This window comes from Amycolatopsis rubida (genome assembly GCF_900115345.1).
Classification (GTDB): domain Bacteria; phylum Actinomycetota; class Actinomycetes; order Mycobacteriales; family Pseudonocardiaceae; genus Amycolatopsis; species Amycolatopsis rubida.
Map to the genome: position 1 here is coordinate 81177 of NZ_FOWC01000024.1, position 19249 is coordinate 100425.

Annotated in this window: 11 protein-coding genes and 1 pseudogene; 6 read left to right on the top strand and 6 right to left on the bottom strand. The window is 65.7% G+C overall.

The window, feature by feature from the left end; translation table 11 throughout:
• Window positions 1-28 precede the first annotated feature (28 nt).
• Genes BM362_RS43810 through BM362_RS43825 form a run of 4 tightly spaced genes read right to left on the bottom strand, consistent with a single transcriptional unit; the run spans window position 29 to window position 8747 of the window.
• Window positions 29-2740: a pPIWI_RE module domain-containing protein gene (locus tag BM362_RS43810; protein ID WP_093577158.1), complete on the bottom strand. Its 2712-nt coding sequence runs from the start codon at window positions 2738-2740 to the stop codon at window positions 29-31.
• On the bottom strand, window positions 2733-6155 hold the full coding sequence (locus tag BM362_RS43815; protein ID WP_143132645.1) for a pPIWI_RE_Z domain-containing protein: 3423 nt from the start codon (window positions 6153-6155) through the stop codon (window positions 2733-2735). Before BM362_RS43815 ends, BM362_RS43810 begins: the two co-directional genes overlap by 8 nt.
• Entirely contained in the window at window positions 6148-7134 is a 987-nt protein-coding gene (locus BM362_RS43820; protein ID WP_093577160.1) for a pPIWI_RE_Y domain-containing protein, read from the bottom strand. Before BM362_RS43820 ends, BM362_RS43815 begins: the two co-directional genes overlap by 8 nt.
• Complete coding sequence (locus BM362_RS43825; protein WP_143132647.1) at window positions 7134-8747, bottom strand: PD-(D/E)XK nuclease family protein; 1614 nt, start codon at window positions 8745-8747, stop codon at window positions 7134-7136. The genes BM362_RS43820 and BM362_RS43825 overlap by 1 nt, the downstream gene beginning before the upstream one ends.
• Window positions 8748-8778: 31 nt before the next feature.
• On the opposite strand from BM362_RS43825, the gene BM362_RS43830 reads away from it, so the two are divergent.
• Entirely contained in the window at window positions 8779-9663 is an 885-nt protein-coding gene (locus BM362_RS43830; RefSeq protein ID WP_093577162.1) for a serine/threonine-protein kinase, read from the top strand.
• 24 nt (window positions 9664-9687) lie between these two features.
• Here the strand turns inward: BM362_RS43830 and BM362_RS43835 are convergent, their stop codons facing one another.
• Window positions 9688-12393 carry a tetratricopeptide repeat protein gene (locus BM362_RS43835; protein ID WP_167545668.1) on the bottom strand — a complete coding sequence of 902 codons (2706 nt, stop codon included), beginning with the start codon at window positions 12391-12393 and terminating at the stop codon, window positions 9688-9690.
• A gap of 100 nt (window positions 12394-12493) precedes the next feature.
• Here BM362_RS43835 and BM362_RS43840 point away from each other — a divergent pair, with 100 nt between their 5' ends.
• From BM362_RS43840 to BM362_RS43855, 4 genes and pseudogenes are all read left to right on the top strand, one after another.
• Window positions 12494-12718 carry a hypothetical protein gene (locus BM362_RS43840; protein WP_093577164.1) on the top strand — a complete coding sequence of 75 codons (225 nt, stop codon included), beginning with the start codon at window positions 12494-12496 and terminating at the stop codon, window positions 12716-12718.
• A gap of 578 nt (window positions 12719-13296) precedes the next feature.
• The gene (locus BM362_RS43845) at window positions 13297-13761 is read left to right on the top strand and encodes an AbrB/MazE/SpoVT family DNA-binding domain-containing protein (RefSeq protein WP_244287483.1); all 465 of its coding nucleotides are present in this window, start codon (window positions 13297-13299) and stop codon (window positions 13759-13761) included.
• Window positions 13758-13946, top strand: coding sequence for a hypothetical protein (locus BM362_RS43850; RefSeq protein ID WP_093577165.1), 189 nt, complete (start codon window positions 13758-13760; stop codon window positions 13944-13946). The genes BM362_RS43845 and BM362_RS43850 overlap by 4 nt, the downstream gene beginning before the upstream one ends.
• A 94-nt stretch (window positions 13947-14040) precedes the next feature.
• Window positions 14041-15161, top strand: a pseudogene (locus tag BM362_RS43855) (IS3 family transposase); the annotation flags it as partial.
• A 1237-nt stretch (window positions 15162-16398) separates the two neighbouring features.
• Here BM362_RS43855 and BM362_RS43860 read toward each other — a convergent pair.
• Window positions 16399-16953: a RipA family octameric membrane protein gene (locus BM362_RS43860; RefSeq protein WP_208865526.1), complete on the bottom strand. Its 555-nt coding sequence runs from the start codon at window positions 16951-16953 to the stop codon at window positions 16399-16401.
• Window positions 16954-17564: 611 nt separating this feature from the next.
• On the opposite strand from BM362_RS43860, the gene BM362_RS43865 reads away from it, so the two are divergent.
• Entirely contained in the window at window positions 17565-19136 is a 1572-nt protein-coding gene (locus BM362_RS43865) for a hypothetical protein (protein ID WP_093577166.1), read from the top strand.
• The last annotated feature ends 113 nt before the right edge of the window (window positions 19137-19249 follow it).

Below are 19249 nucleotides of genomic sequence, written 5' to 3' on the forward strand. Positions count from 1 at the left end.
ATTATCGACCCGCTCAAGTCCCACATCCTTATTCGGACTCGTCGTCCGCAACCAGATCCTCCGTCGAATCATCCTCGTCGAGATCTTCTGTCAGCCCCTCCGTGTCGCCATCCTCACGCGACGGAAGCACATACTCGCCGGCGAGCTTGGCCAGATGCAGCGGCAGCGGCAGGGCCAACGGCCCCGGATAGTCGTCGGAATGGCGCAGCTGGTGCACAAGTGCCGCCAGTGCGCACGGATCGTCTGGTTTCGTGTCGGTACGGCCGCTGGTCGCGAGAATCTGCGGCGACAAACATCCGGCGACGGCAACTTCCAGATAACCGGGATTCCAGCCAGAAGTCTCGGGTGCCGTGGGCCACGCGGATTCGGGTGTGATCTTGAGCAGGCTCCTCATCTTGCCGTTCTGCGCTGACGTTTCACCCGTGCTGACAAAAACTCTGTTCTCATCAGCAGCGTAGTCAGCCCTCCACAAGCCCTGACGGAATCCCGCAGTAGCGGTTTCACCGGAGCCCTTCGGCCAATACCATTGGGGGACTTCGTCCGGTTCGCCGCGAACGAGGACCAGCCGCAGGTCTCGGCCGTAAACATCGATCCGCTGAGGCGGTTGCTCGCCGAACTGGAGGAAATCGGGGACCAGCTGACCGTTCTGCAGCCACGGCCAGACCAGTCGCAGGTTGTGCGCGCCCGCGACCACCATCGTCGGCCTGCCGCGAACCTGAGCGAGTAGCCGCTTGAGTTGAGAAGCGCAGATGCGTTGCTGATCCTCATTACTGTGCCAGCGGTCGAACGGAGCAGGCATCGTCGGGTCTTCCGGAATCTCGGCCAGTTCGGCCAGTTCGATCAGCAAGCGCGGGTAGGGCCGCCACCTGCGCTGCAGACCCGACCATCCTTCGATGACGTACCCGTCCCCGGACCGCTTGATCCGAACGGCGACCAGTGCGTTCGCCAGATGGCTGTCCTCCCGGTTCCGGCGCTTCCTGATCATCCACACTCCGAGGTAGTCCAAGTCGATCTCGAGCAGATCGCCCAAGGTGTGGTCAGGCACCGGTACCGCACCGAGCTGACGGAACCCATCCAGCAAAGCCGCCCTGACTCGATGCGGAGCATCTTCGGCGGATTCCGACACCGGCCGGACGAACTGGCTGACCCGTCCGGCCCGCGCGCAGCCGAGCCGGACGGCGAATTTCGGGTCCCGGCGCGGATCCGGAAACTTCTTCGGCCCGGGCAGCTCGACGAGCGCGATGGGCACCGCGGCCTCCGGACCGACCGCGGACAGCGACTGTGCCACCTCGCCCCGCCGCGCCCGCACCGCCTGGTCATGGAATTCGGCACGCTCTTGATAGTCCCCCTTGCCGGCGGGCAAGGACGCGAGCACTCCGACGTCCTGCAAGGTCCGCAGCACGACGGTCAGCTCGGGTGTGTCCCACTTCCACTGCCTGTCCGAGGCCAACGGTGCGGGCAGGCCGAGGAGGACAGCAAGCTCACTCACCACGAGCTCGGCCATTGCCTCCTCGCGATGTAGAAGCTCCAGCACGACCGGCTTTCCGTTGGTAGCCCGAGCAATCGCGGTGCGCCGCTGGCGACCGACTTCCGGAGAAGTGCGGGCCGGCGGCCGAGGGCGGCGCAGCGATCGTGCGCCGAGTGCACGGACGAGGTCGCCGTCGCGGACCAGGCAGCCCCGCAGGCTTTCGTGGACCCATTCGTCGATCAGCCGACGTTCCTTGGGGAGGAGGCCAGGCTTGACCTTGTGCTTGAACTCATGGCGCGTCCAGTACGTCAAGTAGGCCTGCTTGTCACCCGACGCCCACCGGTCCGGATCCCGCATCAGGTCGTCTGCGGGCGGGCAGTAATCGGACAACGACGGCAGCAGAACCGGCAGACTGTGCATTCCCCAGCGGTATTCCCTGCTCCGAGAGTTTCGCCAGATGCGCCCGGAGATCAGCCGGGCCGGTTCTGCCGAAGGGCACAGCCAGTCCAGGCTTGTTTCGAGGACCGCGGTAGCACTGCGCTCCCGCAACGGCTCGCCGGTCAGCCAGCGCCGGATCCCCGTCGTGACGTGGACCCGGAAGTCCCGTCCGAAAGGCACCGTCTGCACGGAGATCCGCACCCGGAGCGAGTAGTGCCAGACGCGACCGTCTGCACGGTACTGCTGTGGCGGCCAGGACAAGAGCTCGGTCCGTTCGCCACCCCCGAGGACCCGGAGCCCGCTCCTAGGCCCGAGATACGGACAAGGATGGGCTGTCAGGCGAGCCGCGAGGAACTCTGGAAGGATCTTGTACAGTCGACGGTGCGGGAGCGTCGCGCCGCCCGGCGACGCTGTCCGCTCGGCCAGGTTCACTCGGTCCGCGCGCCATTCCAGCGGTGTCCGCCGAAGGTTTCGCAGCACCTCGGCGATGTCCTCGTCGTCCCTGCCGGTGTCGTCGGCTCGGCGCCAGCTGCGCACCCAGTTGTTGATCGCAGCCCAGACCACCCTCATCGGGACTTCCCGGCGGGAGTACAACCAGGTGCTGTCCTCAGCGTCCTGGGCGTTCCGAGCGGCGATCACGCCCGGGCAGATCGCCTCGAACAGCTGGTTCAGCGCCTTAGTCGGCAGCCCTTTGTGCTTCGACAGCCGGATCCGGAGGTCTCTCAGGGCGGCGGCACGCTCATCGCCGAACTCGATCACGTAAAACTCCGGCGTCCAACCGGGGAAGTCCGGATCGAGCCGGTAGGCGGTCGGGCGGAGGACATAGTCAACCATCGCAGCCCTTCATCGCTTCGTCGAGGCACTTCGTCAGTGCGGTCCACATCGGTCGGTAAAGCAGGTCGGCGATCCGGATTTCGCTCTCCGGCACTCCGCGTTCGGAGGCGTCCGGATCCAGATATCGGCCGAGTTGCTCGGCGATGCTCACGAGCAAACTCGATGCGGCGTCGTCCGGGACGAACTCGGCCTCTTCTCCGCTCCGGACGAAAGCACGACGGGCAGCGCACCGGGGCAGGAAGGCGGCGTCGACGAACACGACCCGAGCTTCGACGCCCCCGCGAACCAGTCGCCCGATCGCCTGCCACATCAACACGAGCAGGTTCCAGGTGACGGCTGAGTGGTCGGCTTCGCGGCCCTTGCCGGCCAGCGCCAGCCAGCCGTAAGACCTGTTCATGGCCTGATGCCAGCGCGTGCGGCTTTCGCTCCGGAACTTCCGGGCTCCCTCGTCGAGGCTGCCGGCTGACGCGAGCCATTCCGCTGCCTCGGATTCGTTCCGGCAGAGCCAGTCGTTGACGATGTTGACCGTCAGTCCCAGGTCGTCCGGCCGGGGTTGCGGGCGGGCGAGGAAAAAGACCGTTCCGATGGCCGCGTAATCTCTCTGGCTCACCAGGATGTTGTGACCGCGTTCGACCGCGAGCAACGGTGCCACAAGAATCTCCGCGCCTCTGATTTCGCTCAGGGTCTCGACATCACCGCGCCGGACGATGCGAGCCTGCCGGTCTCCTTGGGACTCCCCGACCTCCGCCGCGTGCGCTTCGTCCTCGGCATCGTCGGAAACCAGTCGCAGGACCCTGCCCTTCCATCTCGGGTGCAGATTGTGCAGGCAGTCGGCGACGAACTGGGCTTCCTCGTAGCTGCCGACCAGCAAGAGTGCCCGGCGACGATCACGATTCTTGATCTCGCTCAGTTCGGTCCCCAGTTTTCCGTCGTTGCCTCCTCTGCCCAGCTCGACGGTCATTCGCTCCAAGATCTCGAACCGTCGGTCCAGGCCCACACCGGACAAGGTCAGCGGAACTCCGCCGTCGAACAACGGCTCGAACCGGAAAACGCAGCCGTCCCGCATCGGCTGTTTTTTCCGGGAGTCAGGTTTGATCAGCACGGTCACCGGCGCGCGCAGGTGATAGCGCGTCGAGAAACCAGCCCAGCTGCTTCCCGACAACGCCATCACCTGGAGCCCTGGCCGACGGTCGATTTCCGGCATTCGCGGCAACGCATCGAGCAATGCCCTGCCCACACCGGAACACAGGAAGAACCGCAGCTGACCGCGCACCCGGTCCTCCCCGTCCACCGCGTCCTCCCGGAACTGGAACCCGAGGACGTTGCCCATGGGTGCCTCGGGCACCATCGGTGCGTAGGCAACGGGCCGGCGGTAGAGTTCACTGAAGCCGAGGCGCATCGCCGCTCGTACGCGCGGCCACATCGCGACGACCGTGGCTAGATCGGCTTCTAGCGCGGCGAGCCGGAGGAAGAACTCGAACTGAAGGCAGCGCAGCTTGCGCGTCGCCTCGTCCAGCGTCGCCAGGTCCAAGCCGAACAGCGCCCGGTACACGCGCAGCGTTTCGTTCCTGGTGAAATCCTCGAACCGGGTGTGCAGCAACTGGCCGGTCAACGTCACCAGTTCCTGCTGCAGCAGCTCACGGTCGGCGTCCCAGACCTCATAGCCAGGCCGGGCACGATCGCCGTATGGATTGCCGCGAAACGCGTCCAGCACGTCCGTGACCACGTCTCGCTCCGCCGCCCGGGATTGGTCCGTGCCGTAGATGTCGGCGATCAGCTTCTGCATAAGCCGCCAGGAGCTGAAGTGCCTGGCGGGGAGCCAGCGGCGAAGAGCCTTGTCTTGCACCAGTTTCGCCGTGAGCTGGTCCGAGATCATGCCCACGCCGTGCATCGAGGAATTCCACGTTTCCACGGTCTGGCTGGACAGCTGCACCCGCCCATGCGCGGAAAATTCCCCCGACCGATGGATGATCGTGTTGTCCACCCAGGACTGCGCGCCCTGCCCGGTCAAGACGATCCCCGGCGCGAACATCGCGTCCAGCTGGACTTGCACCCGGTCCGCCTCGTCGACGACGATCAGGTCGCTGCGCCGCGCCGCGGCCTCGAGGAAGTGGACCTTCTCGGAGTTCTGTGCCCAGGGAATCCGGGCGTCGACCAACGCGGCAGGCGTCGCCACCCAGATCGCCGCGTCCCGAAGTCTGCGGGCTCCTTCATGCCGCCCACAGCGGTTCCACAGCGGGCAGGCACGACGGGCAGAGGACCATTCGACGTCGTCGATGTCCGCCTCGTCCGGGGTAGCGCGGGTCGGCGGGTAAAGGCTTTCGCAGGGCGCGGCGTGATACTCGACCGGCTCCGCCCCTTGCGCGGCAAGGATCGGGTTCAGGAGGCATTGCACGCTGACATAGGCGAAACCTTCGTCCTGATGATCCAGGAGATTTCGCACGCCGCGGCTCGTCTTGCGCCGGTGCAGCCGGCGCAAGTGCTCTGCTCGACCGGAAATCCCGATGACTGGTGCCGCGTGCCCGTTCGCACCGAGACACGCGTTGTACCGCTCAACGCATTTGAGGGCTTCGGCGACGTCATTGACGACGACTGTCACCCGTCCGTTCAGCTTCCGAGCCACATGCACTGCCAAGATGTCCCGCAGGGTGCTTTTTCCGGCACCTACGATGCCGAGCACGTGAGTCAGGCCCTCAATCGTGAGTTCCTCGGAATCGACGAACTCACTCCCGTCGCTAATTTCGAACCAGACATCATTCAACCGCGAGACCCAGTTTTCCGGGCGCAGACGATTCATGGCCTTCGCGGTTGCCTTGAGCTCGTCCTTCGTCACCCTCATCGGTTGTCCGCCACCGGCCGCCGGCGCGCCGAGGTCGTGCGGCTCAGGCACAGTCGCGTTCAATTCCGGGAGATGCAGAGTCAGCCGGTTCCGACCGCTGAAGAAGCTGTACCGACCAGCTTCAGCCGGGAGGAGGGCCCGGCCAGAAAGCGGCGCGGCTTCGATCAGGAGCCGGTCGTAGACGTCCCACCGTTCCCTGGCGACCCCGACCTGGCGGCGGTTCGGTACTTCGCTCCAGGAAACGTTGTCGAATCCGCGCACCAGTTCGGTGAGTTGCCCGTATCCGCGGACCGCCTCCGCCCACGAAGTCGGTCCGGCCAGCGTCCACAGCTCCTGCCGGACCAGGCGCAGCATCGCCTCATCTGCCGGGCTGATCGTCAAGCCGGCCCAGCGCGCGAACGGATGCCCGCTGAACAACGGCCAGGTATCCCGCACACGCAGAGACCCGGAAAGCCGGCGGGCCGTTTCCAGGCCAAGCTCGACCGCGCAGGCGCTGTAGAGCAATCCCGCGTCCGCGCTGCAGAAGCGACGCATTTCCTCGACCAGCGGCCGGAAAAACGATCGAGAACTACGCATCCAACGCCCTCCCGACCAGATCGAAGAAATCCTGCGCGGAGACCGCTTCGGCTTTGAGGCCACCGGATCGCTCAAGGACCTCGCTCCGGAACTCCTCATCCGGCGCCGGATCGGGAAGGACGACGAAAACTCGCCCTTCCGGCGTCTGGTCAGGCAAATCGGCCACGACGAACTCCGGCAGGGTCCGGCTGCTCGCGTACGCGGTCCACGCCAGGTCCGGCAGGATCAACCCGCCGAGAAGACCGGGAGTGGGGCCGGTCCGCACGCCAAGAGCCTGCAGCCGCGCCTCGATCTGGTGCTCTCCTAGCCCGGGGTGAACGACACGGTGCCGCATTTCGCGAGCCGGCACTTGTGCGCCCGACACCGGGACAGCTTCCGTCGAGGTGCACCACGGGGTAGAACAGGAGCCCTCGGCGCGTTCCCCGCAGCCCGCGCACGCATTCCCGGCCGCAGCCGGGTCCGCGTCGAGGTAGAGCGGGCGGATCAGCTCCCACCATCCGCCCTGTTCCGGGTCCGCCATGAACCCCAGCCGGGTGTCCCGGTCTACCGCGCCCGACTCGATCAGCAGCCTGCGGCATTGCCGGAACCGCTCGTCCGAGCCAGCCCGAACGCGCAGATCCGCAAGCATACGCAGCACGCCGTCCTCGTTCCGCGACACCGCAGCACCAGAAAAATCCAGGCAGTACCGAGTCGGTCTCCGCGTATCTGGATCGAGCAAGTAGATGTCCTCTTCCCCCGGCCGCTTCAACGGCCACCGGGACAACGGCGTCGCGGCGCACCAAGAGACCAATGCGGGCACAGTGCCCGGAACATCGTCGTCACCGCTGAGCAGGCACGCTAGGCCAACTTGGTCGAGCGCTTGCTGCACAGCCGACGGGTACACCGCGCCGGAACTGCCCACCCGCCCTGCTTCAAGATCGAGCAAGGCTTGCGCCACCACCCGGATCAGCGCGGAATCGCTCACAAACCGTTGCTCCATCAAGCCTCGCCCCTGGCCTCGGGCATGGCGGACGGGCACCAACGCGCGACCACGCAGGCCGCACAGCGCTCACCCGGGTTCGGGGGGAAGAGATCGTCCGAGTGCCACGGCGCAACGAGTTCACGAATGACCGTGCGAGCGGTTTCGTGCACGGACTCGTTGAACGGATCGACCGGGATCACCTCGGAAATGTCCGGACGCAGGACTTCCAGCTCGATCCGCTGCCCGGGCCCTGTCCCGAGCACGCCGTGCCGCATCATCAGCACAGCCAGCGCGATCTGCGACAGCTTCGTCACCGGGTCGCCGCGCCACGGACGCCGCGTCCGGCTGCTCTTCACCTCCCGCCACACGGTCGAACCCGCTTCCTCGTATAACAGGTCGGGGGTCGTGATCACGACTACGTCCGCTTCCGAGTCCCACACCACGAGATCGTGCTCCGGGCGCAGCTCCGCGGTCGCCGGCAAATGCACGCCGGGACAGACCTCCGCGTGTTCCGCGAACAACTGGCGGGCGAGTTCTTGCTCGGAATCCGGAAGGCCCTCTGGTTCCCAGCCCTCTTCCGGGACCGGCGAGCACCGGCGCGCCGGCTGCCGACGATGCGCCGAGGCCAGCGCCCGGTGGACGGCGCGACCGCGCTCGGCCGGCCCTTCGTGTTCTCGTACCTGGTCTATCGGCAGGTGCAGCCGGTCCCGGAGATGGTGGCGGGCCGGGCACGCCTGATGGTTCCGCCCGGTGCTGGGCGACCAGGTCCTGCGGCGGATCGGCCGTCCAGGGACACCCAGCAGGCCAGGCACCTCGGGGACGGCGGGACAGCTCGCGATGAACCGGCAGTCCCCACACGCCGTACCCGGCTGATGGGATTCGCCATCCACGACAGCCGTGACAGCCTTCCGGCCCTTGTCCCGGTAAAGTTCCGCGGCCAGTTCCGGCGGACCGTCGAACCTGACAAGGCGGTCCCCATCCAGACAAGCGAAATCGACCACGCGAATGCGTTTAGCACGGGGCTCTGCTCTGGCGATGACATACGCGGCGACCTGTGCCTTCAGCTCGCGCAACTCCTTCGCCTCATCGCGGCTCCGGAACGTGATCGGCCGCAACTCGCAGAAAGCGCCGTCCACGGAAGCGTAACGGCGGCCCCACGCGGTGATCGTCTTGCTCACCTGCCCTTCGGCCGACCACGCTGTCTTCCAGGTCCGCCCCAGCAGCGGCCGCAACTGCGGAACCCCAGCCTCCGCAGGAGCGAAGACCTGCTGGTAATGCCGCACAGCGTGCTCGGCCCATCGGACGTGCCCCTCGTGCACCGCAGCAGACGGCCGATACTCGCCGGGTAAACCTTCCAACTGATCCAGTGCACGCATGACTGGCTCGAGCCCGAACTCCTCCATCCGCGCCCGCCCACTCGGCACCGGCCTCTCCGGTGCCAAGCCCTCCCTGGCGTTCAGCGCGTCCTTCATCGGGCAGTTGAACTTCGACGCACCGATTTTCCCGACCGAAACAGTCAGCCCGGAAACACTTCCCCGTGCGCAGTTCGGATGATTCCCAGCCGACACTTGACCTCCCCTTCGCTGTCGCCGAGCGCATATTCTGCCATAGTGCTCTCCAAGAGGAAGCAAACCGGCCGGAGAAGCACGAAACGGAGCGGGCGTGATTTTCGAAGGTGACGTGGTCGACGGCCGTTACCGCGTAGTAGAAGAAGCCGGGCAAGGAAGCATGGGCCATGTCTACCGAGCAGTAGATCTCGAAACCCACGCTGAGGTCGCGCTCAAGCGAGTCAAGGACCGGTTCAACGAGTCGACCAGCCTCTTCAAAGCCAAATGGGCAGAGTTCGAGCGAGAGAGCAGTACCGCCGAGCGACTGAGGAATATTCCAGGAATCCCGGAATACCTCGATGCCGGCACCTGGAACAATTCCGCGTACTACGTGATGAGCCTGGTCGACGGACGGACGCTCGACAGCTTCCTCGACGCAAACCCTTTGCTGAGCACAGAGGAGATCGCTGCACTCGGCACCGCCCTGGGCCAGATCCTGGCCGCGGTGCACCGGAAGCGCCTGGTGCACTGCGACGTCAATCCGTCGAACATCATGATCGGCGACGACGCCGCCGTCTACCTGCTCGACCTGGGCATCACCCACGAGACCGGAAACCGCACCGTCAGATTCGCCACGCGCGGATACGCTCCGGTCGAACAGGTGCGAGCCGACGTCGTGAACCCCCTCATAGACATATACGCGCTCGGCTGCACGCTGATCAAGGCGCAAACGGGTGAAGTCCCGTATGACGCCAAGCTGCACTGGAACGTCGAAGCGGAAGCGCACCAGGTTCCCGAGCCGATCCGGGAGCGCATCGAACCGCCGCTCCGGCCGCTGTTGACAAGTATGGTGCAGAGAGACTGCACCCAGCGCCCGCAATCGATAAACGAGGTGGTCGAGCGGCTGGCCCCGCTCTTGCCCGAGCCCAGCTCGCTTCCGCACCCTCTCGCCGCCCGACCGGATCTCACCGCGAAACACCGGCAATCGGCTCAGCTATGACCGGCCGCTTCACTCAGCAGGCTGCTAAGTGCCGGCCTTCGGCAGGCCAGCCAGCAAGACATCGGCTTTGTCGCGCAGCGCCTGCGCTCGATCCGGAGAGGTCTCAGCCAGGAGGTCGGCAGCGCGCCGGGCCGCCTTTGCCGCCGCAGTCACGTAGCCATCTGCGAGATATCGTTCATATGCCTCCAGATAAGCGTCGACAGCTGCTTGGGCATCTCCTAACCCGTGGTAAATCTGTCCGAGACTGCGGAGAACCGCGCCTTGCCCGTTGACGTCTCCCGCGCGCTCCGCCTTGTCAAGTGCGGTCCTCGCTGCCCTGAGGGCAGCCTTCAGGTCGTTCTCCGCGAATCGCACGCATGCGATGCCATTGTGCGCGTGAGCCAGCCCGCGTTCGTCTCCCAGACTTTCGAAAAGCTCCAAGGCCCGCTCGAAACAGGGCTGGGCCAACGCAAGATCCCCTGCCTTCTCGTATGCGATGCCCAGCGCCTGCGTTGACAACGCCTCGCTCGTCCGGTCGCCGCTCTCAACGCTGATCCGGAGTCCTCGTTTTTGGCTGGTCACTGCAAGACCATGCTGATTGATGTAGTTGTACGCAGCGCCAAGATGGCGCCATACGCGCGCACGTTCAGTTGGGGTTCCGGAGATCTCGGCAACCTCACTCGCCTGCCGCAGGGCTGCCACCTGGTCGTTCCACCGCCCCGTCTTCCGGTAGAAAACCGCCAATACTACGGGCATCCACATCGAATACTTGTGTTGCTCCAACCGGGCGGCTCGATCCAGTGCCCACTTGCACACAACGTAAAAAGCTTCCCCAAGGCGCAGGGCTCCTTCGACTGATTCCGGGACGCAGACCGAACGTTCTTCCCGCGCTTCCGGCGCCGAGAGCGCTCGTCTCGGATCGAGGACCTGATCACAGGCGATGGCCTGTTGCAGCGCGAAGTCCTGCACGCTGTCCTCCGTGCACTGCCGCTGCTCCGGCTCGAGGTCAGCTGCGACAGTCGCCGCGCAAGCGCGGAAAAGATCGTGCATCTCGAACACCCCGTACCGGTCCGCCGGCGAAATGATGTTCGCCTCGACCAGTTCGTCGATGACTGCGCTGGCCTCCGATCCCCTTTCGGAGAGCACGGAGGCGAGGGAGAAGGCCGTGATCGCGAGCTCCGGTACTACTCCGATCCGCCGGAAAGCGTCCTCGGCATAGTCTGGCAATGCACGAACTGACCAGCTGAGGACAGCGCTGACACCCGGCTCTGCCGTGAAACGGTCCAGGGTACGCAATCGCTCTCGGAGGTCCTTCAGCTCCGCCACCACCATGCCCAGGCTCAAGTCTCCGCGCCTGCGCAGCCTCGATCTCACCGCGTCCAACGCAAGCGGGAGCCCACCGCAGTACTCGACAATAGTCCGTGCGGCCATCGAGTCGGTCAAAACTCGCCCGTCGGCGAGCGCCTCTCGCAGGAACGCGATGCCCGTTTCCACCCGCCACGGGTGCAGCTTGACACTCTGCACGTCCGAGGGCAGTTCCGGAGACCTCAGCTCGGTCCGGGTGGTGATCAAGCACGCTGAGGGGCCGGGCGGAGGCAGCAGCAGCCGGATCTGGTTCGCGTCCGCCGCGTTGTCGAGGACCACCAGCACCGCGCGCTCGGCGAGCACGCTCCGGTAGAGCGCTGCGAGGTCGTCTATATCGGCCGAAGGAGTGTCCAGGCCGTAATCCTTCGTCGAAACCCCCAGCATCGACAACCACGTCAGCAGGCGTTGCCGAGGGTCTCGCGGCGGGTCGACGGAGAACCCTCGCAGGTCGGCGAACAACGTCCCGCCGTCGAACTCACCCTGGCGTTCCCGAGCGGCGCGGAGAGCGAGCTGGGTCTTCCCCACGCCACCCTGCCCGTATACGACAGTGATGCCGCCCCTTCGTGAAAGACGATCGACGAGCTCCGCAAGTTCTGCTTCCCGATCAGTCAGCTCGGCGCGTCCGCGCGGCAGCTCCCTCGGCACGCCTGGCCCCATGCGGATAGCCTGCAGCTTCTGCGAAGAGAACCCTTCGGCCAGCAAGCGATCGACGTGTTCGCGGAGCGCCCGGCTCGCCGGTGCGGCCGTCCGCTGTTCGTAACCGGGGATCAGTGACCTCAGCTCGCGCATCTCGCCCCGCTCAGCCAGCAAAGCTGCCAGCGCCGCGAGGAACCGCTCAGAATCCATGCATTCGGGCGGCGCACTCCGCGCGTGCGTCCAAGCAACACCGAGCTGGTGGTCCGCGATCAACGCCTCCACCAATGAGCAGTGTGCGTCGGCCCGGTGGCGTTCCAGTTTGGCGCGTTCCTCGTCCAGGCACCGGAGCTCGGATCCTTCGAATGGCACGTCGTCCGTCCACAATGCCAACGCCTCCAGCAACAGCCGAGCACGGGCACCTCCCTGTTCATGCTCGGCCCTCCGCACGAGGTCCGCGAAACGCAGGCAGTCGACTTCGTCCGACTCGACAATCAACCGGGCCGCGCCGCCGTAGGCATCTGGCAAGGTCCCTGCTGGCAGTTCCTTCCGGGCCTTCTTCAACAGCGTGCGCCAGTCCGCCTTGTCTGGCGGCACGCCGGGGAACAACAGCTCTGGCAACTGCCGGGTGCTTGTCCTCCGCCCGCGCCTCGTCGCCAGGACTGCCACCGCCTCGCCGACCCGCCGAGGCAGGACCTTCAGTTCTCCGTTCTTCTGCATCACGGCGGGCTGTCCCAGCAGCCTGATCAACATCGGCCTCTCCTCCATGCGGTTGGCCACGAAATGGCCACGTTATAGCCACGGCACTCGCGAATGCTGCAAAGCGGTCCACAAGACCAGAAAGGAGAGCGCCATGAACCACCCACTGCTCGGCTGCGAACTGACCGGTCTTGCCGGCAGCGCCACGTCCGGCAGCATCCACGCGTGGATGCAACTGCTGGTCATGGCTACCTTGATCGTATGGTGCAGGTACCGGTGCGCGTGGCCAGACCTGCCGGGGCACTCCACAAAGGAGGTGTACATCGTGAACATCAACATCAGCAGTGAAGGCGGCACGGACGACCCACGCGTCCACTGACCCGCGTCATCAGACAGCTCTTGCTGGCCGGGGCGACAGTCCCCGGCCAGCAAGAGCTTCGAATACTCGCATGAGACCCGCCCGAGGTCTGGGCATGCATCCACGCTCCCGAAGTTCGCTGCCCAGCACCGCTGAACGTTCTCGGTGCCCGACTCCTCGACCTACATCCCACAACACGACGCGCGTCCGCGACTAGGCGAAAGACACTGCCCGCTATTACCCGGCACCGTCCGACTGAACAAGCAGCGACTCTTATTCTTAAACAGCAAGTTGGAGAAGATGGTCACTAGCCATGCCTACACCACGAGCGAGACGAATCCCCCGTCCCGGAAGCTGCAGCCCCGCAAGCGGCGCTCCGGTCGTCCACCACTCACAGCTATGACGCTACTTGACCTACCAGTTGAGCGTCGACCTTGATCGGTGGTCAAGCTGGCGATCGAAGGCGTGTGGATAGTGTGCAACTCACCCCTCGGACACAATTTTGTCGCATACGTGCTACAAGCAACGTACCGGTGCCGGAAGGCACCTCAACACCCCGGCCCGGCCTTCAGCCGGTCGCCGCTTCGGGGGTGGTGGGCATGACCGGCACCGTGATCGCTCCGGTGGCGATCCCCTCCACATCGGCACGCGACAGGCGCTCCCCGCTTGCGGCAGCCAGCAAGCCCCTGCCGTTGCCCGATATCCCTGCCCCGCGCACCAGCACCGTCGCGTACGGGCTGTCGGCCCTCGACTGCCACGGCCGGATCGCCGACCGCACGGTGTTCTCCGCCCTGGGCTGGGAACCCGGGACACGACTGGCCGTCAACGTCACTCACGCAACTGCGGTGATCGTCGCTGACCCCAACGGCACACTCGCCATGACCGGCCACGGCGACCTGCGCCTGCCCGCACCCGTAAGACACCGCTGCAGCCTGGCCACCGGCGACCGCGTTCTGCTCGCCGCCCACCCCGACCGCGGCGTGCTTCTCGCACACCCACCGGCACAGCTCGACCGGCTGCTCGCCGACGCCCACCCGACGCTGCTGGACGGTGATCCCGCATGACCTCCCAACGCCACGGCACCGAACCGGCCCGAAACACCGACCTCGACGCGGCCCGGCTCCTGCTCGACAGGATGGGCCTCACCCCGCAAGACCTCCTCAACACACCCGCCTCCAAACCACTCCTGCCGACCTTCGCCGACTACATCCCCGTCGTGTCCGCCGCAGTCACCCACGGCACCCGCTGAGCTTCCCCCGTTCGCCGGACACGGTGGCGTTGCCCCCTGATGACGGACTCGGGTTTGTGGAGTCGATGGCTTGTCGTCTGGAAGGCTGTCGATCGTGCCGAAGGCTTATCCCGCTGAGTTTCGGGCTCGGGCGGTCGCGCTGGTCCGGGCCGGCAGGTCGGTCCGGGAGACCGCACGTGAGCTCGAGATCAGCGAGTCCTGCCTGCACAACTGGATCAAGCAGGACCGTATCGACCATGGTGAACGTCCTGGGCTGAGCAACACCGAGCACGCCGATCTCGTGGCGGCGAAGCGACGGATCCGCCAGCTGGAGACCGAGTTGGAGGTCCTGCGTGAGGCGTCGAAGATCTATGAGGAGCTGAAGGGCGACCCAAAAGGGCGTTTCCGGTAGTCGCCCGGCTCGCGGAGCGGGGTCTACCGATCAAGCTGACCTGCCGGATGCTGGAGGTGAGTCATTCCGGGTTCTATGAGTGGCGCTCGAGGCCGGTCTCGCCGGCGGCGCTGCGCCGGGAGTGGCTGTCCGGAGTGATCACCGAGATCCATGCCCGCTCCCGCGGCACCTACGGCGCACCACGGGTGCAGGCCGAACTGCGCCTGGGGATGGGCATCATGGTCAGCCGCAAGACGGTCGCGAAACTCATGCGGGCGGCCGGGCTGGCCGGGATTCCGCGGCCGCAGACCCGCAAGAACCCGAAAGTCGAGGTCCGCAGCGAAGACCTGGTCAACCGGAATTTCCTGCGCACCCAACCAAATCTGCTCTGGGTGTGCGACATCACCGAGCATCCCACCCGGGAAGGGAAACTCTACTGCTGCGCGGTGCTGGACGCGTTCAGCCGCAAGATCGTCGGCGGGTCCATCGACAACAGCCAGAACACCACGCTCGTCGTGAACGCCCTGGAGATGGCGATCAGCAACCGTGATCCCAAGCCTGGCAACGTGTTTCACTCCGGCCACGGGGTGCAGTTCACGTCTTGGACCTTCACCAGCCGCGTCAAGGCGGCCGGTCTGATGCCCTCGCTCGGAACCGTCGGCGACGGATACGACAACGCGATGATGGAATCGTTCTGGTCGAAGATGCAGACCGAACTTCTCGACCGAAGGAAATGGAAAACCCGGACCGAACTAGCCAACGAGATCTTCCAGTACCTCGAGATCTTCCACAACCGGCAACGCCGCCATTCCAAACTCGGGTACCTCACCCCAGTCGAATATGAAAGACTCCACGAACTACAACAACCACTCCACAGACGACAGTCCGAAGAACCTGGGCAACGCCAGTCCACCCACCACCCACGCAGCATGGAACCCGGTGTCCGACCCAACGGGGAAACCTCACCGCCCTCACCGCACCACCAGGAGCACGCCGCCACTACGACCGCCGGCACCAAACCGGTGACCGCCACGCAGCCGCCCAACGCAACCTCTTCAACCGCATGCCCGGCTGCCTCCACCACTGCCTGTCCACACACCAGCACTTCAACGAGAACACCGCCTTCCCCCAGCCCGCCGCCGCTGCGACGTCCTCCACGCCATGCTCCGCAACCACACTCACTACTGCCACCCCGAGCCCTCTACCCGCTTCTCCCCCGAGCGCAGGAACGCGGTCCTGTCCGCCGGCGGCCACCCCTCCAGCTCCTTCACCGACCGCCGCGCCCAGCACCGCCGCGACCGCTCACGCGTGCCGGTCCTGCTCCGGACGCGCGTAATGCACGCCTGCTTCCATCGTCGGCAACCCCAGCTCCACCGCGACATGCTCGCGCCCGGGGCGTTCCCGAGGTCCTGGACGTCGCGGGTTACTTCGCACGGCTGATGGCGGCCGGTGTGCGACCCGAACGGCGGCGTGGCTCAGCTGCCTCGGAAATGGCCCACAGGCAAGTCCCCGGCCGCCCTGGCCACCGTATTCGAGGACGGGGCAGCCCCGATGTCCGAGATGACCCGGCAGCACCCGGACCTGCTTCTGCCGACCATCTCCAGCTCCGCCCGCGCGGTCGACTGGGCAGTCACCAGGTCGGTCGAGGCTACCGTGCATCTGGACCGCCAGCTGCTGCGAGAGATTCGCCGGCTCGATGCCGACCTCGGCCACCGCGTGCTCCCGCTGCGCCCAGCAGCTCCAGCACCCGGATCCGCGCTGGATGCCCCAGCTGGCTGGCCGAACTACGCGATGCCGAACCGGATCAGCGGCGCATTCCGGCATGGCACCCGGGTCGCCATAGTCGCGCGGCGGCCCGAGGCCCCGGGCGTTTCCCGGCCAGAACGCCGTCATCCGCACGGATCCCGTTCGCCAGCGCCTGATGCGCGTCCGCCTTCGGCCTGGTCCGAGCCTGCGGCTACGGCCTGGTTCACGACAGGCAGACCCGCTTCGTGCACCGTCTGTATCAAGACGTTCCCGCTCGGCGCACGCATCGGGGAGGAGCTCATTGTGCTGCGAAAAACCGTTACTGCGTCCAGCAGATCAGCGCGGCAGGGCCACCGCGACGACGAAGCCGAGGACGTAAACTACCGCGAGAATCACCGGCAGCCACTGCTCCAGGTGGGTGAGCGGCCAGTACAGCGCCTTGTCCTTGCCCTCGCCCAGCGCCTGCCACTCGGCCCGCCAGTACGGCGATGCGGGGAGCTGTTCTTCGATCATCCCGATCACGATGTACTTGGCCGAGTTGAGCTGCCGGTACGAGCGGACGATCCAGAACCAGGCCGCGGTCTGCGCCAACAGCAGGCACAGCGGCACGAACAGCAACCACGACCGCAGGGACGCCGAGCCCCACAACGCACCCGCCGCGGTCAACGTCGCTGTGTTCAGGCTCAGGAAGAACCCGTTCGCCACCGCTCGGCGAGCGCTGATCCGATCGGCCATTTCGACGTATATCTTGTACTGGTCGAGGAGCGCGGCCTGGTAGGCGGCCTTCTCACCGGCGTAAGCCGTGGCGTCGACCGCTGTCCACAGGCCACCGCGCACGACATCGACGTCGATCGGCTTCGGTCGGAAATACCGGGCCAGGAACTCGGGCACCCGCTCACTCTAGCCGGGTCCGCGGCTCAGTCGCCGCCGGAGGCGAACAACGCCGGCATGCCCTCGTCGACGGCAGCCGGCCACGGCGCGAGGCAGTAAAGCCGGCCGCTCCGGGCAAACCGCTAGCCACCGGGGCCGGTGCCTGCTCACCAGCACTCGGACCGGTACTGAGTGAGCCACGGCGGTCCTGTCAGGGGGGAGCACCGGCACGCCGTCAGGCTTGCCGACACAGCCGCTTCACGGTCCTCGCTTCAACTCGAGTCGGCCCGCCCCGCCGTCGCCCTGATTCGCCTCCACCGACACGACACCTCGGAAACCGAGACCAGTGAGCTCTACGCCCGACGCCGGATCCACCGGGCACTGAGCCTGTGCGGGTGAGAGCACTCCCTCGCCCGATGCCGCGCCGCACAAGACCACCGGAGCCAACGCCAGCTCGGCTGCCTCGCCGCGGATACCGAATCTGCCTGCACCTCCGCCGGAACGCGCCTCGTTCTGCGTCGACCGTCGACAAGGCAACCCCGCCTGCTCCGTTAGAGTGATCGGCGCGTCCGTACGGTGCCGCTTTTCCGATGTTAGCGACGCGAAAGCTCGTGGGAAGCGATCATCGGCGGGTGTTGTCGGGTTCCGAGGTCACCTGGATCGTGGCCATGGCGGTTCTGTTCCAAGCGACCGCGGCCGTGCTCTTTCCCCGCCAAGGGTGGCTCTCCGGGAGACTGTCCACCACGCCACCGCCAGAACTGCTGAAATGGGCCATCCTCACCGCGACGCTCTGTATCGCGTGGTTCTCAGCTCGAAGCTTTGCGGATACCACGCTCGCCGCGGAAGGCGGGCTCATGGTCGGCCCCGACAGCGAGCCCGACACCGCCGTGCCGCTGTTCCTGTCGCTCTTCGCGATCGACTTGCTCATCCTCCTCATGGGCACTTGGGCGGCTGCGGCAAGCATCAGAGCGCTGGCGGCCGCTCGTTCTGTCACTCCGGTGACGGCGTGGAACGTTCTGGCACTCGCGGCGGCTACCTCGTCGGTCGCCGTTCAGATGTCCGACCATCTCGCTTCCCATCAATCAATTCCCTGGACGCTGGTCGTATTGGCGGCGCTGAGAGGGTTCGCCCACCAGGAGGACGAGCCACATCTTCACCAGCAGGAATTTTCTGCCGAGGGCCGCACGGCAACCACGCTGAGCGGGCAGCCACCCGTGCGCATGCCCGCCCCCATCTCAACCGCTCAGCGTCGAAGCTTGGGGAGATTGCTGGTCACGCTGGGCTGGACATGCCGAGTGCTCGGTCTTTTCCTGACCTTCAGCGGCGCACTCCTTTATCGGACCTTCTTCACAGAGACAGCCGGCAGCCTCCAGGAAATCCCGTCCTGGATTCGACTGACACTGTTGATCGCGATCTTGAGCTTTGGCATTCTGCTCTTCGCAGTGTCCCCGATTGTCCTCAAGCGGGGCAGACGACACCTCCACCGGACCATCGACTCTTTCGAATCCCTCGACGGACAACGATATCTGCTCTACCTCCGTCCCTTCTCCGCCGACGCCGCGATGGCCTCATCTCCAACGGAGGCGCCCGGTTGGCTCACCCGCTCGCCATTCGAGCTGCCGGGGTTGACGCACGAAAATTTCGTGATGCGGCAGTTTCAGGGCTTCGGCCGCATCATCGCGATCGGCCAGCCGGGCGAACGACTGCCCGAACTCGGCGCCGAACGCGGATACCTGCCGATCGACGACTGGAAGGACACGCTGAGCAGCCTGATCCACGGAGCGCACGCCATCATCATGACAGCGTCGCCTGGCGAGGGGACAGTATGGGAATTCACCGAAGTGGTCCGCGTTTCCACTCCCGCCCGGCTGCTGCTTCTGGTATACAACGAAACAGACTACTACACTTTTCGGGACAAGGTTCGACACGCAAATACCGTTCGCGCAACCGCAGCGGATGGAGAGTTCTGGCCTCCGTTGCCCGATCTGCCGAATCTCCCACCGCCCGGGCGCTGCGACAAGGGCATGCCGTGGGACTTCCCTCTCACCGGAATATTCCATTTCACCATTGACCAGCGTCCGCAGTTCACCCGGTTTCCGTCGACCGTTCCTCGCCTCCGGCATGTTGGAACCATCCGCAGATTAGTGTGCCGCGAACTCAAGCCCGTCGCCGACCACGTCGCCGAGTTGCTCGAGCGTCGATGAGACCCGGCCCGAATGCAACTAGTGTCCTGCGTCGTTAATTCGTCGTCAGTTAGGCTCTGGCGGCATGACTGATGGTGCCGCGGGACGTCGGGGGCCGAAGCTTGAGCCGGTAG